Source organism: Nocardia pseudovaccinii (assembly GCF_050942345.1).
GTDB classification, from domain to species: domain Bacteria; phylum Actinomycetota; class Actinomycetes; order Mycobacteriales; family Mycobacteriaceae; genus Nocardia; species Nocardia pseudovaccinii.
Genome location: NZ_CP192074.1, coordinates 4,336,390 through 4,349,375 on the forward strand (window position 1 = coordinate 4,336,390; position 12,986 = coordinate 4,349,375).

The window sequence follows — 12,986 nt, forward strand, 5'->3', positions numbered from 1 at the left end:
AGACACTGAGATGAAGGCCCGCAAACTGTCAGCATAACTTAGCTGAATCGGCTCGGCGGAAGAGCGTCGCGTTCCCGCCGAGGCGATGGTCGGGGCATGTGACGTCGTCGACGTGCAGCGGAGTGTCGTGATCGAATCCGGCCGACGGTAGATAGCCTTTCTGCATCAGCGCCGTGGTCTGGACCATCTCGTTGTACGGATTGATCCCCGGCGCCGAGGGCTGCCGTGATCGGAGCGCTTCTCCAGTTGTCAGCGCCGTAGAAGTGCCGTCGGCGCATACTCGTCGAAAGGTTTGCGCGATGACCATCATGTCCTCGACAGCGCGGTGTCTCGGGTTGGTCATGTTGCTGCTGGGACTGACCACACCGGCGGCGGCGACACCGGCGGTCCCTGAACTGGGACACGCGGGCCGCTGGCTCACCGACGACCAAGGCCGGGTGGTCACCGTGCACGGCGTGAATCTGGTCTACAAGTACCCGCCGTACTTCCCCGCGGCGGGAGGTTTCGGTGAGAACGACGCTCGGTTCCTGGCGGAGAACGGTTTCAACGCGGTGCGGCTGGGTTTCGCATGGAATGCGGTCGAGCCGCAGCCCGGAGTGTACGACGACAACTACATCGCGCAGCTCGAGCAGACCCAGCAGTTGCTGGCCCGGTACAACATCTACAGCCTTGTCGATTCCCATCAGGACGGGTTCAACGAATCGGTGGGCGCGAGTTGGAGCGGGTTCCCCGACTGGGCGACGTTCACCGACGGGTTCCCATTGCCGCCGAATCCGGGCTTTCCGCTGGTCTACTTCACCAGCCCCGCGCAAAACCAAACGTGGGCGAACCTCTGGCACGACCACGCTGCGGCCGATGGCGTCGGGCTGCAGGAACACTATGCGGCCATGTGGGCGCATGTCGCGCAACGTTTCGTGGACGAGCCGTACGTGCTGGGCTACGACCTGATCAACGAGCCGTGGCCCGGTTGGGAATACCCGACGTGCTTTCCCCAGGGCTGCCCCCAGTTCGAGAGCGGTGTGCTCGCGCCGTTCGAAGCAAAAGCGATGAACGCCATCCGACGAGTCGACCCGAACCACCTGCTGTTCTACGAGCCGTCCGTAACCAACGACTTCGGAACGCCGAACTGGATGCCGAATCCGACCGGCGATCCGAACGCGGGGATGAGCTTTCACGACTACTGCTCCGGTCCGGTCGACACCTGCGTGAGCAACGGATTGGATCGTGCCGGTGCCGAGGGCGTTGTCGGGTTGGTGACCGAGTTCGGCGCGACCAAAGATTCGGCGAAGCTGACTGGTCTCACCGACAGATTCGACGACAACATGGCCTCTTGGCTGTTCTGGTCCCAACCGCAGGACCAGACGCCTGGTCATCCTCAGGAGCCGCCGACCGGGCCCAATTTGATGGACCCGGCGATCGTCCGGCCATATCCACGTGCAATAGCAGGCACTCCGCAGCGGTGGCACTACGACAGCGCGACCGGGACGTTCACCATCCGATACAGCGCCCGCCGCGCCGATTCCGGTCAACCGTTCGCACCTGGAACCCGCACCGAGGTGTATCTGCCGCCCAGCAACTACCCCAACGGCTACCAGGTCGAAATCCAGGGCGCCGATGTCGTGTCCCCACCCGATGCCCAGCTACTTCAACTCACCACCAGCCCCGGACAGGACACCGTGGAGGTGACCGTGACGCGACGGTGATCGGCGCCGAGGCCGACTGAGGCGGAGGCGATGCCACCGGAGTGAAAACCAGTGCGGCCGAACGGGCTGGGGCAGTCTCGACATTCAGGCGGGCATTCGGACCGGCAGTGACAGTGGGCCGCGCATCGACACCGATAGCCGGTACGGCGGAGCATCGTCGAGCAGGTCGAAATCGGGGACGCGGCGCATCAATTCGGTGAAGAGCACCTCGCCTTGCAGCCTGGCCAGGGGCGCGCCGACGCAGAAATGTGGTCTGTGGCTGAAGGCGAGATGGCGTGGTGTCTTGCGGTCCGCCGCGAACCTGGTCACATCCAGCACGTCGGGATTCGGAAATGCTTCCGGGTCACGATTGGCCGAGCCGATGAGCAGGATCAGACCCGTTCCCCGCGGCAATGTCCGGTCGGCGAACTCTACGTCCTCCATGGCGACGCGGGTCGGGAAGGGAACCGGGGTGTCGAAGCGGAGGAACTCTCCCACCGCAATCCGGCTCAATTCCGGTTCGGTGCACAGGATTTCGCGCTGGACCGGGTTGCGGGCGAGGGCGAGCAGGCCGGTCGCGACGAGGTTCATCGTGGTCTCGCGCTCGGCGACTCGCTGTGCAGCTTCAATCCGCTCTACGCGCAGGGTATGACCGTCGCGGCGCAGCAGGCACTCGCCCTGCGCGCATGCCTTCGAAAAGGCACCGCCCAGTTGCCTGCACGGTTTTATGCCGATGCGGCGCGCCACGTCGATGTGGCATGGCGGATGTCCACCGGCGCCGACCTGAACCATCCGGGCGTGGTCGGGCGGCGCACGCCTCGAATCCGTTTGCTGAATTCCTACGTGACGCGTGCACATCGTGCCGCGCACGTCGACCCCACCCTCGCCCGTACGTTCATGAGGGTCGCCAATCTTGTCGACCCGCCCGAAACATCGCTGAAGCCCGCGACAGTCGCGCGGATATTGTGGCGCAGTCGTGGCATTGATCTGCCTTCGGAGTAGTTCGGTACCGGGTCGCGATCAGCGATTTCGATCTTGCGATCGGCAGGCCTCAATCCTGCGATGGTGGTCCTGTCGCCGAGGTTACGGTCGAGGGGTCCCGCTGGCGAAAACGGGTCTCGGACCGATGAGGTGTAGTCGAGTGATGGCCGAAGATAATGATCCGAATGGCGACTTGCCAGAGCCGCGTAGAAAGACGATCAGCAGTCCATACATTCATCGGCTGCAGCGTCGGCATTTCCTGCTGTTCGATATTCTGCCGATTGTCGGCACGGCCTGCGCATTCGCGTTTCTCGCGGTACATCCATTCGGCGTAACCGAATTAGCGCTGCTGTTCTCGATGTGGCTGGTGACCGGGCTCGGCGTGACCGTCGGCTATCACCGGCTGTTCACCCATCGCACGTTCAAGGCGGTGCCGTGGGTCGCCGGGCTGCTGGCGATATTCGGCTCGATGGCCGGACAGGGCGGCGTGGTGTCCTGGGTGGCACTGCACCGGCGGCATCACGAATACAGCGATCGCGAAGGGGATCCGCACTCGCCCAACCTTTCCGGGGGCGGTCTACGCGGCACGCTGCGGGGCCTTGTGCATTCGCATTTCCTGTGGATGCGCCGCCACGAATACCCGAACGTCGTGCACTACGCTCCCGACCTCATCAAGGATCGCGGCTTGGTGCGGATCGCCCGCCTCTACTACTACTGGGTGGGGCTCGGGCTGCTCATCCCGACCGTGATCGGCGGGCTGGTTTCGCTGAGCTGGACCGGGGCGGTGAGCGGTCTGCTGTGGGGCGGTCTGGTACGGATCTTCGTACTCGAGCACATCGTCTGGGCGATCAATTCTTTCCTGCACATGTTCGGTACCCGCCGCTACGCGTCGCGGGAGAACAGCCACAACGGCGGAATATTCGCCCTGGTGACGTTGGGGGAGTCGTGGCACAACAACCATCACGCCTTCCCCGAGTCGCCGTCCTTCGGTTTGGACTGGTACCGGCTCGATCCCGGTTTCTGGCTCATCGAACTGCTCGAGATATTCGGGCTGGCCTCGGATCTGAAAATGCCGTCCGCACCGCGGATGGCCGCCAAACGTATTTCCGGAAACTCTGAACCCGCCGGTAACGCAGCGTGAGGAATACACACAGTGGACACGAGTAGAGACGCCATCGTCCTGTGGTGCAGGGAATATCTCGGAAATTTGCTCGAGATTCCGGCGGAAGCGGTGGACCCGGCCGCGGACTTCGACCGGATGGGAGTCGACTCCGCCCTCGCGGTCGCGTTGCTGATCGAAGTCGAGGCTCGCTATGGCGTCGATCTGGCGCCCGAGGATCTCTTCGAGAACCCCAATATCAACGCGGTGGCCGGCTATCTGCACGAGCAGAGCCGGCGGAGCGTGGCGTAGCCGTGTCCGCGACTGTCGGCGACGATCGGGCTGATGCGGCGGCGGCCGCGATCCGGCACCACTACGACGCGGGCAACGACTTCTATCGGCTGTGGCTCGATGCGTCGTTGAGTTACTCCTGCGCGATGCGCGAGAACGACACCGACACCTTGGAAGCCGCTCAGGAACGGAAATTGCGGTTCCATCTGGACGCGATCGGCGCCGACAGCGCCGCGGCGGTGCTGGACATCGGGTGCGGGTGGGGCGCGATCCTGCAACGCCTGTCGGAGCAGCATGCGGTCGCGCGGTCGGTCGGGCTCACGCTCAGCGCCGAGCAGGCCGAGTTCGTGGGGGCGCGCGACTTTCCAGGCGTCGAAGTGCGGCTGGAGAACTGGGTGCACTACGAGCCGGACATCCGTTTCGACGGCATCATCTCGATCGGCGCATTCGAACACTTTGCCCGGCCGGATGATTCGCCCGCCGAGAAGATCCGGGTGTACCGGGAGTTCTTCACTCGCTGCCGCAGCTGGCTGAACGACGACGGCGTGCTTTCGCTGCAGACGATCGCCTACGCCGACATGGAACGCGAGCGGGCGAGCACGTTCATGCAGCGGGAGATCTTCCCGGACGCGGACCTGCCGACGCTCGCCGAGATCGCGGCTGCGGCCGAAGGCGTCTTCGAGTTCCGCTCTCTCACCAATGGGCGTCTCGACTATGCATGGACCTGCGAGGAATGGGCGCGCAGACTTCGGGCGAACCGTGCGGAAGCCGCCGAGATCGTCGGTACCGAGGTGGTCGCTCGCTACGAGCGCTACCTCAAGCTCTCCGCGCTCGGCTTCCGGATGGGCAAGATCAGCCTGCTGCGACTGGTGCTGGCACCCTATGGCGACGGATTCTTCGGCCGAGGAGTGCGGGCCGGATGACGGTGCGAGCACACGATCAGGCCGAGCCGATTCGGCCACGAGTCCGGTTCAACCCCTTCAGCGCGGAGTTCCGCCGCGACCCTTACCCGCTCTACCGGGAGCTTCGTGAGGCACAGCCGGTGCACAAGACACTGGGGATGTGGGTGCTGACCCGGCACCGCGATGTGCGCGGGGTCCTGCACGACCGCTCGTTCAGTGCCGGACTGATTCCGCAGCTGGTCGGCGAACAGGCCGGACGACTCGGGCAACGCAACGTCGCGCGGATCGAGCGGCTGGGTCGGAAGTCGTTGGTGTTCACCGACAATCCGGACCATGCGCGGCTGCGCGGACTGGTGAACCGCGTGTTCACCGCCCGGGCGGTCGCCGACCTGCGCCCCCTGGTCACCCGGGTCGCCGAGGATCTGATGCGGCGAGCCTGGAAAGCGGGCGGCCTGGACGTGATCACCGAGTTGGCCGCGCCATTGCCGGTGACGGTGCTGTGCGAATGGATGGCTCTCCCCGGGGACTTGCGCGAACGGGTCGGCCCATGGACCCACGACATTCGGTTCCTGCTCGAGCCAGGGCTGATGAAGGCCGAGGACTTCGCGCGCGTCTGTGCGGTGGTCGAAGAGTTCGTTACCGCCCTGGAAGGGGTGCTCGCCGAGCGCCGATCCCGGCCCGGCGCCGACCTGATCAGTCGGCTGCTCGCCGCGCGTACAACGGGTGGCGACATGCTCAGCGACGAGGAGCTGATCTTCGTCTGCATCATGTGTTTCGTCGCGGGCAACGAGACCACGAAATCCTTGATCGGCAACGGTGTGCTGGCACTGCTGGGGCATCCGGATCAGGCCGCGCTGCTGCGGCGCAGGCCGACGCTGGTCAGGGCCGCCGTCGTGGAGGCGCTGCGCTATGACTGTCCGCTCCAGCTGACCAAGCGTCTGGCCACCCGCGACGCCGACATCGATGGGAGACGGATATCGGCAGGCGACCAAGTCCTGGTGTGCCTCGGCGCCGCCAATCGTGACCCTGCCGTCTTCGACCGACCCGACGAGTTCGATCTGACCCGCACCGCCGGAGATCATCTCGCCTTCGGCCACGGCATGCACGGTTGCCTGGGTGGGCTGCTCGCCGAACTGCAGGCGGAGATCGCCTTCGAATACTTGTACCGGCACTCGCAGGATCTGGAACTACAGGATGGCGAGTTGGAGTGGCAGGACCACAGTTTCATTGTTCGTGGGTTGAAAAACCTACCGATCACACTCCGGAGCGTCCGATGACCGTCCTGCGATCGACGAGGACGTGGCTGCGGCCGGAGCGCGCCGAGGCGCCCGTACAGCTGGTCTGCATACCCCACGCTGGTGCGGGCGCGTCATCGTTCAGCCGTTGGCTGGGCCTGTTCCCGCCGGACATCGCCGCGGTCCGGGTCCAGCTCCCCGGCCGAGAGGATCTATCCGGCGAGCAGGCGCTGCGCCGCGTCGGCGACGCGGTGGACGGGTTGATGCCGCAGCTCGGGCAGTTGGGCGGTGCGCGAGTGGCGATCTACGGCCACAGCATGGGAGCGCTGGTGGCGTTCGAGCTGGCCCGCGCGCTCGCGGCGGCGGGCAAACCTGCGATGCACCTGTTCGTTTCCGGTCGCCGTGCGCCGCAATTGTTTTCGAGCCGCACCCCGATTCACCACCTGGCCGAGGACGATTTCGCCGCGGCGCTCACCGCGATGAACGCATGGGGTGCGGCGGGACGCAGCGTCGCCTTCCTGCGCTACGCACTACCACTGACCCGCGCCGACCTGGAACTCTCCGAGGAATACCACCATCAGCCGCTGCCCAGGCTGGGCTGCCCGATCACGGCGTTCTACGGCACCGAGGACCCGGTGGTCGACCCGGCCGAGATCGCGGCATGGCACGAGCTGACCAGCGGTGGCTTCGCGGCCCACGGTTTTTCCGGCGACCACTACTTCCACCATCGGCATCGGGTGGCCATCGCGGCGGCGATGACTGCCGCACTGTTGTGAGGACCGACGTGACGCACCCAATCCTGCTTCCCGACATCCTCCAGCGTCGCGCTGTCGACGAGCCGGACCGGACCGCGTATGTGTTCTTGGACGAGAACGGTTCGGAGACAACCACATTGACCTACCACGAATTGCACGACCGGGCGCTGGCGGTGGCCGCGGAGCTCGAATCCCGATGCGCGCCGGGGGACCGCGCCCTGCTGGTGTTCCCGCAGAGCCTGGATTTCATCGTCGCGTACTTCGGTTGCCTCTACGCGGGCGTCATCGCGGTGCCGCTGAATCCGCCGCGCCGGGACAAGGTGCAGGAGGCGACGCGAGCCGTCACCGCCGACTGCGCGCCCGTCGCGGTGCTTACGCTCGGTGCGATGATCGCGACGCTGCGGCCGGCGCTGGCGCCGATCTGCGCGGCCCGGCATTGGCTTGCCGTTGACGAGTTGCCCGCGGCGGGGGCGGGCGGCACGCCCGCCGTCGCCGAGCTCGATGCTGTCGCGTTCCTGCAGTACACGTCCGGTTCCACCGCGGCGCCCAAAGGGGTCATGGTCACGCATCGGAACTTGATGGCGAACGAGGAGATGATTCGGCAGGCGTTCGGCCACGATCGGGATTCGACGGTGGTCGGCTGGGCGCCTTTCTTCCACGACCAAGGTTTGATCGGCAACGTGCTGCAGCCGCTATATGTGGGGGCGATCAGCATCCTGATGTCGCCGACGACGTTCATTCGCAGACCGCTGCTGTGGCTGGAGGTCATCTCCCGGTATCGCGCGCACACCAGCGGCGGCCCCAACTTCGCTTTCGACGCCTGTGTCGCGCGTGCCGCGGGAGAGCTGCCCGAGTTGGATCTGAGCAGCTGGCAGGTGGCGTTCAACGGAGCCGAGCCGATCCGCGCCGAGACGCTGTCCCGGTTCGCGAAAACCTTCGCACCGTACGGTTTCGATGCTCGGGCGCTGTATCCGTGCTACGGCCTCGCCGAGGCCAGCCTGCTCGTCGCGGGCAGCCGGAAAGGGCGCGGTCCGCTGACGTCCGACGTGGATCCCGACGCACTCGGCTGCGGTCGCTACGCCGATGCCGCGGCGGATCGGGCCCGCACCCTTGTCGGCTCGGGGCGTGTGCTTCCGGAGCAAGAACTGCGCATCGTGGATCCCGAAACCGGGCAGCCCTGCCCGCCGGAACGGATCGGCGAGATCTGGGTGTCGGGAGAGCATGTCGCACAGGGCTATTGGGAGAATCCCGGGGCGACGGCCGAGACCTTCCACGCGCGATGCGCCGACGATCCGGCACGAACCTACCTGCGCACCGGTGACCTCGGTGTAGTGGTGGACGGTGAGCTGTATGTAGTGGGGCGGCTCGAGGACCTCATCATCGTTCGCGGGCGGAATTATTACCCGCACGACATCGAACACACCGTTCAGGCCGCGCATCCCGCCCTGCGGATCGGCGGTGGTGCGGCGTTCTCGGTGCCCGGGCGTGACGGCGAGAAGCTCGTCGTGGTGCAAGAGGTCAAGCGTGAGTACGCGCCGGAGGCCGACGTGCCCGACATCGTGGGCGCGATCAGGACGGCGGTCGTCCAAGAGCACGAACTGGCCATCGGCGAGGTGGTGCTGACCACGGCTGGCCAGGTGCAGAAGACCAGCAGTGGAAAGATCATGCGTTCAGCAGCCAGAAAACGATATCTGGCAGGCGGATTCGGGACCTGGTCACCGCACGGCGAAGAAACCGCGCAACTTCGAGCAAGGAGCTGAGCACATGCAGATCTGGCAAGCGGAAAACCCTGATTTCGAAGCGGCCGTGACGGGCGCGGTGCTCAGCATGCCCGCTGCCCAGCATTTGGGTTTCGAATTCGGGCGGGTGGCTCCCGGCGAAGCCGAGATAGTCCAGCCGCATCGCAAGGAACTCACCCAGCACGACGGGTACTTCCAGGGCGGCGTGCTCGGCTCCCTGGCGGATTTCGCCGCCGGTTCCGCGGCCGGGACCCTGCTCCAGCCGGGCTGGGTGAACATGACGATCGACTACACGGTGAAGATCCTCGCCCCGGCGAAGGGCCCGAAGGTCGTCGCCCGCGGCCGGGTGATCAAGCCGGGCGCGCTCATCACGATCGCCGCGGCAGATGTCTACTCGGTCGACGGCGACAGCGAAACACTCTGTGCCACAGCGCTTGTGACCATGCGAAACGTGAAGCTGTTCAAATCGGACCGGGAGTAGTGGCCATGACCTCCGACGCATTCGTGTTCGACCCGTTCGCCGCGGGGTTCGCCACGGATCCCTATCCCCACTATGCCCGGCTGCGCGGCACCGCACCCACGCACGAGCATCCGCTCGGGTTCTGGATCGTGTCGAAGTACGAGGATGTCGCCGGGCTGCAGCGCTCGGCGCAATCCGTCGACGAGCAGTACTTGACCCGGCTGCCGTCGTGGAAGAGCGACAGCAGCGAGCTCGGCAAAGAAAACCGCATGATGCGCGGACTATCCATGCTGGACCGGGATCCGCCCGATCACACCCGCCTGCGCCGCCTCGTCGCCAAGGCGTTCACGACCCGTGCGATCGAGGCGTTGCAGCCGAGGGCCGAGGCACTCGTCGACGCCGCCTTGGACCGCATCGCCGAGGCGGGCACCGCGGATGTCGTTGCGGAACTGGCGTTTCCGGTGCCGTTCGGAATCATCTCGGAGATGCTGGGTGTCCCGGTAGTCGAGCACACCCGGCTGCGCGAACTCACCGCGATTCTGGTGCTGGCATTGGAACCCCTTTCCGATCCGGACCTGCAGGCCAAGGTCCGCTCGGCCAACCAGGAATTGTTCGCGATGGTCGGCGAACTGGTCCGCTGGAAGCGCGCCGCCCCCGCCGACGACCTGCTGACCAGGCTGATAACCGCTGAACACGAGGGCGATGTCTTGAGCGAGGACGAACTGGTCGCCCAGGTCATGCTGCTCTACATCGCGGGCCACGAAACGACCGTGAATCACCTCGCGGGCGGGATCGCAGCCCTGCTGCGACATCCGGACCAGGCCCGACGGCTACGGGAAGACCCGGGACTGGCCGACAACGCCGTCGCGGAACTGCTCCGATACGACACCCCGGTGCAACTGATGCGCCGGATCACCGTCGAACCGCTGTCCATCGGCGGCGCGGAGATCCCGCCCGGCAGTTTGGTGCTCGCCTGTGTCGCCGCCGCCAATCGCGATCCGGAGTTCTGGGGCGCGGACGGCGACGAATTGCGCCTCGACCGGCCGAACGCGCAGCAGAACCTCTCGTTCGGTGCGGGCATCCACCGCTGTCTGGGTGCGGCGCTGGTTCGGCTCGAGGCCCGAGTCGCCTTCTCGCACTTCGTGGCGCGCTTCCCCGAGGCTGTCATCGAGGAGCTGCGCTGGAACGGCAGGATCAATGTGCGTGGCCCGGCCGAACTATCGATCTCGGTGTAGCGCAAAGTTTTTCGGGAGACGGACAGACTCGTGCCGACAATGACGATCGAGGGCGCACCGATCGCCTACACCGACACCGGAGCCCCGACCGGGCGGCCGGAGGCGGCTACCGTGGTGTTCGGCCACGGACTGCTGTTCGGCGGCTGGATGTTCCAGCCGCAGATCGAGGTCTTGCGCGAGCACTACCGCTGCATCGCGATCGACTGGCGAGGACAGGGCGCGACTCCGGCAACTGCTCGCGGCTATGACATGGACACCCTCACCGGCGACGCCGTGGTGGTGCTCCGGCGCCTCGAGGTTGCTCCGGTGCACTGGGTCGGTCTGTCCATGGGCGGCTTCATCGGGCAGCGAATCGCGGCGCGTCACGCGGCGCTGCTGCGCACACTGACGTTGCTGGACAGCAGCGCCGAGCCAGAGGATCCGAACAAGATCGGCGAGTACAAGCGACTGGCGCTGGCATTGCGACTGTTCGGCGCCCGACCGATTCTCGGCAAGATCGAACCCCACCTTTTCGGTCCGAGTTTCCTCGCGAACCCCGCCAACAGACCCGCGATCGACAAGTGGGCCGCCCGCCTAGGGCGCTGCGATCGTGCGGCCGTGCGCAAGGCGGTAATCGGCGTTGCCGAACGTGCGTCGGTCGAGCATGAGATCACCGCCATCACGGTGCCGACGCTCGTCGCCGTCGGCGCCGACGACACAGCGACGCCGCCCGCACGATCCGAGCGCATCGCCGAGTTGATCCCGGGCGCTCGACTGCACACCGTCGCCGATTGTGGCCATACCAGCAGTTTGGAACAGCCGACGGCGATCACGGCACTGCTACAGGATTTCCTCGGCAACCATTGACGGATCCTGACTACCGGCGATGAGTCGACCGATTGACCAGCGGACAGACACCGGACAGTATGAATCATGGGTGTCTGTCAGATGTACGAATGTCGAACTGCTCGATACCTGTCGGGACGGACAGCCTGACGCGAGCATCGAGTGCGTGACGAATCCGATGTGGCGCAGGCGCGCGTCTTCTATCGATTGCTCGAAGCCGAGGCCGCTGCCCTGGATGCGATGCTGCGAACTCAGCTGACCCGGCGCGGGGCACCGCGGGCGACCACCGAGGCCCGGTTGCTGGATCGGGAAGTGCGCGAGGTGCGCCGCTGCCTGGCTCAGTTGCTCGACCGATTTCCGGAGCTGGGCTCGAACGAGCGCTGAGATCCGCGCGCGGACGCTATCCGCCCATTCGTGTCGATTCGAAAATGTCGGCGATATCGGGGCATCGCAGGGGTGCTTCAGCTGCGCTCGCGCCACCCGCTGCCGCTGAGCCGCCCCGTCGAATGCCGAGCTGGAGTCCTGCGGTGTCGCATCGGCAGAATGTTGGCTATAGTTTTGTATAGTCAGCTACGCGAAAGAATCAGGAAGGCAGACATGACCAGAATCGAAGGTGCTATCGCCCTGGTGACCGGCGGGCAACGCGGCCTCGGCCGAGCATTCACCGCGGAACTCCTGGCGCGTGGTGCGGCCAAGGTCTACGCCACCGCCCGCAAGCCCGAGGCCGGTGACGACGCTCGCATCGTCCCGCTCGAACTGGAGATTACCGACCCGGATTCGGTTGCGGCCGTTGCGGATCGGGCCACCGATGTGAAGATCGTCATCAACAATGCCGGTGTGCTGCGCCCAGCGCCGCTACTGCATGCCGAAATGGCCGATGTGGTCGAAACATTCGAGACCAACGTCTTCGGTCCCCTGCGCATCGCCCAGGCCTTCGCCCCCATCCTCGCCGCCAATGGTGGTGGCGCACTGGTGGATATCCATTCCGTGCTGTCCTGGAGCTCCGGAGCCGCGGCCTACGGTGCGTCGAAGGCCGCCCTGTGGTCGCTGACCAATTCTCTGCGCATCGAACTGGCGGCGCAGGGCACCCAGGTCGTCGGTGTCCACCTCGCCTTCGCCGAGACCGATATGGTGAAGGCCATAGATGCCGTGAAGCTCAGCCCCGCCACGGTCGCCGCCACGGTCGCCGATGGTCTGGAAGAGGGGGCGAACGAAGTTCTCGTCGATGAGTTCACCCGGCAGGTGAAGGCCTCCCTCTCCGGTCCCGTCGAAAGCCTCGTTCTGCCCTTCCGTCGCTGAGACACCGCTTCGCCCAAAGGAATTCGCCATGCCGCTCTGGCACATCTACCACCCCGCGAACACCTACACCCCCGAGGACAAGCAAAACTTCGCCCGGGACATCACCGCCTACTATGCCCGCGTCGGCCTCCCGGAGTTCTACGCCGTGGCCCTCTTCCACGAACTCCCCGCCGACTCCTTCTACGTCGGCGGCAAACCCACCGCCGCCTCGGTGCGCATCACCATCGACCACCTGGCCCGGCAACTCGACGACCCCGAAATGCGAAAGCGCATGACCCGCGGACTCGACATGCTCATGGCCCCCTACACGCACGACCGCGGCCTGTACCTCGAATTCAATATCAACGAGGTCGCCCGCGACACCTGGATGATCGCCGGGCTCTTCCCGCCGCCGATCGGCAGCGATATCGAGCAGGCCTGGGCCGAGGAGAACAAGCCCATCCCGTACTGAAGCCGGAATGGCCGGAAGACGGGAGTCGGTGC

The 12,986-nt window shown here is 65.7% G+C and carries 15 protein-coding genes; 14 read left to right on the top strand and 1 reads right to left on the bottom strand.

The genetic code is table 11. The annotated features are described in order from the left end of the window. Positions 1-299 precede the first annotated feature (299 nt). Positions 300-1,703, top strand: a complete 1,404-nt coding sequence (locus ACQPZ2_RS19500; protein ID WP_433526839.1) for a cellulase family glycosylhydrolase — start codon at positions 300-302, stop codon at positions 1,701-1,703. Between the two features lie 84 nt (positions 1,704-1,787). On the opposite strand, the gene ACQPZ2_RS19505 is transcribed toward ACQPZ2_RS19500, so the two are convergent. Then, positions 1,788-2,273, bottom strand: coding sequence for a cytochrome P450 (locus ACQPZ2_RS19505; RefSeq protein ID WP_433526840.1), 486 nt, complete (start codon positions 2,271-2,273; stop codon positions 1,788-1,790). A 57-nt stretch (positions 2,274-2,330) separates the two neighbouring features. Between ACQPZ2_RS19505 and ACQPZ2_RS19510 the strand changes: the two genes are divergently transcribed. From ACQPZ2_RS19510 to ACQPZ2_RS19570, 13 genes are all read left to right on the top strand, one after another. Then, a complete protein-coding gene (locus tag ACQPZ2_RS19510) occupies positions 2,331-2,684 on the top strand; it encodes a hypothetical protein (RefSeq protein WP_433526841.1) in 354 nt (117 codons plus the stop codon). Between the two features lie 142 nt (positions 2,685-2,826). After that, positions 2,827-3,804: an acyl-CoA desaturase gene (locus ACQPZ2_RS19515; protein WP_433526842.1), complete on the top strand. Its 978-nt coding sequence runs from the start codon at positions 2,827-2,829 to the stop codon at positions 3,802-3,804. A 12-nt stretch (positions 3,805-3,816) separates the two neighbouring features. Continuing rightward, entirely contained in the window at positions 3,817-4,074 is a 258-nt protein-coding gene (locus tag ACQPZ2_RS19520; protein WP_051182551.1) for an acyl carrier protein, read from the top strand. A gap of 2 nt (positions 4,075-4,076) precedes the next feature. Further along, positions 4,077-4,976: a class I SAM-dependent methyltransferase gene (locus ACQPZ2_RS19525; RefSeq protein ID WP_433526843.1), complete on the top strand. Its 900-nt coding sequence runs from the start codon at positions 4,077-4,079 to the stop codon at positions 4,974-4,976. Beyond that, complete coding sequence (locus ACQPZ2_RS19530) at positions 4,973-6,232, top strand: cytochrome P450 (RefSeq protein ID WP_433526844.1); 1,260 nt, start codon at positions 4,973-4,975, stop codon at positions 6,230-6,232. The genes ACQPZ2_RS19525 and ACQPZ2_RS19530 overlap by 4 nt, the downstream gene beginning before the upstream one ends. Then, positions 6,229-6,966 (top strand): thioesterase II family protein, encoded by a 738-nt coding sequence (locus ACQPZ2_RS19535; RefSeq protein ID WP_433526845.1) that lies wholly within the window; start codon positions 6,229-6,231, stop codon positions 6,964-6,966. Before ACQPZ2_RS19530 ends, ACQPZ2_RS19535 begins: the two co-directional genes overlap by 4 nt. Positions 6,967-6,974: 8 nt before the next feature. Further along, positions 6,975-8,705, top strand: a complete 1,731-nt coding sequence (locus ACQPZ2_RS19540) for a fatty acyl-AMP ligase (RefSeq protein ID WP_433526846.1) — start codon at positions 6,975-6,977, stop codon at positions 8,703-8,705. A 4-nt stretch (positions 8,706-8,709) separates the two neighbouring features. After that, positions 8,710-9,165: a PaaI family thioesterase gene (locus tag ACQPZ2_RS19545; RefSeq protein WP_063040011.1), complete on the top strand. Its 456-nt coding sequence runs from the start codon at positions 8,710-8,712 to the stop codon at positions 9,163-9,165. A gap of 5 nt (positions 9,166-9,170) precedes the next feature. Continuing rightward, the gene (locus tag ACQPZ2_RS19550) at positions 9,171-10,379 is read left to right on the top strand and encodes a cytochrome P450 (RefSeq protein ID WP_433526847.1); all 1,209 of its coding nucleotides are present in this window, start codon (positions 9,171-9,173) and stop codon (positions 10,377-10,379) included. Positions 10,380-10,418: 39 nt separating this feature from the next. Then, a complete protein-coding gene (locus ACQPZ2_RS19555; protein WP_433526848.1) occupies positions 10,419-11,225 on the top strand; it encodes an alpha/beta fold hydrolase in 807 nt (268 codons plus the stop codon). 141 nt (positions 11,226-11,366) lie between these two features. Beyond that, a complete protein-coding gene (locus tag ACQPZ2_RS19560) occupies positions 11,367-11,588 on the top strand; it encodes a hypothetical protein (RefSeq protein WP_063040008.1) in 222 nt (73 codons plus the stop codon). Positions 11,589-11,801: 213 nt separating this feature from the next. Beyond that, positions 11,802-12,503, top strand: a complete 702-nt coding sequence (locus ACQPZ2_RS19565) for an SDR family oxidoreductase (RefSeq protein WP_433526849.1) — start codon at positions 11,802-11,804, stop codon at positions 12,501-12,503. Between the two features lie 28 nt (positions 12,504-12,531). Then, positions 12,532-12,954, top strand: a complete 423-nt coding sequence (locus ACQPZ2_RS19570; RefSeq protein ID WP_063040003.1) for a tautomerase family protein — start codon at positions 12,532-12,534, stop codon at positions 12,952-12,954. The last annotated feature ends 32 nt before the right edge of the window (positions 12,955-12,986 follow it).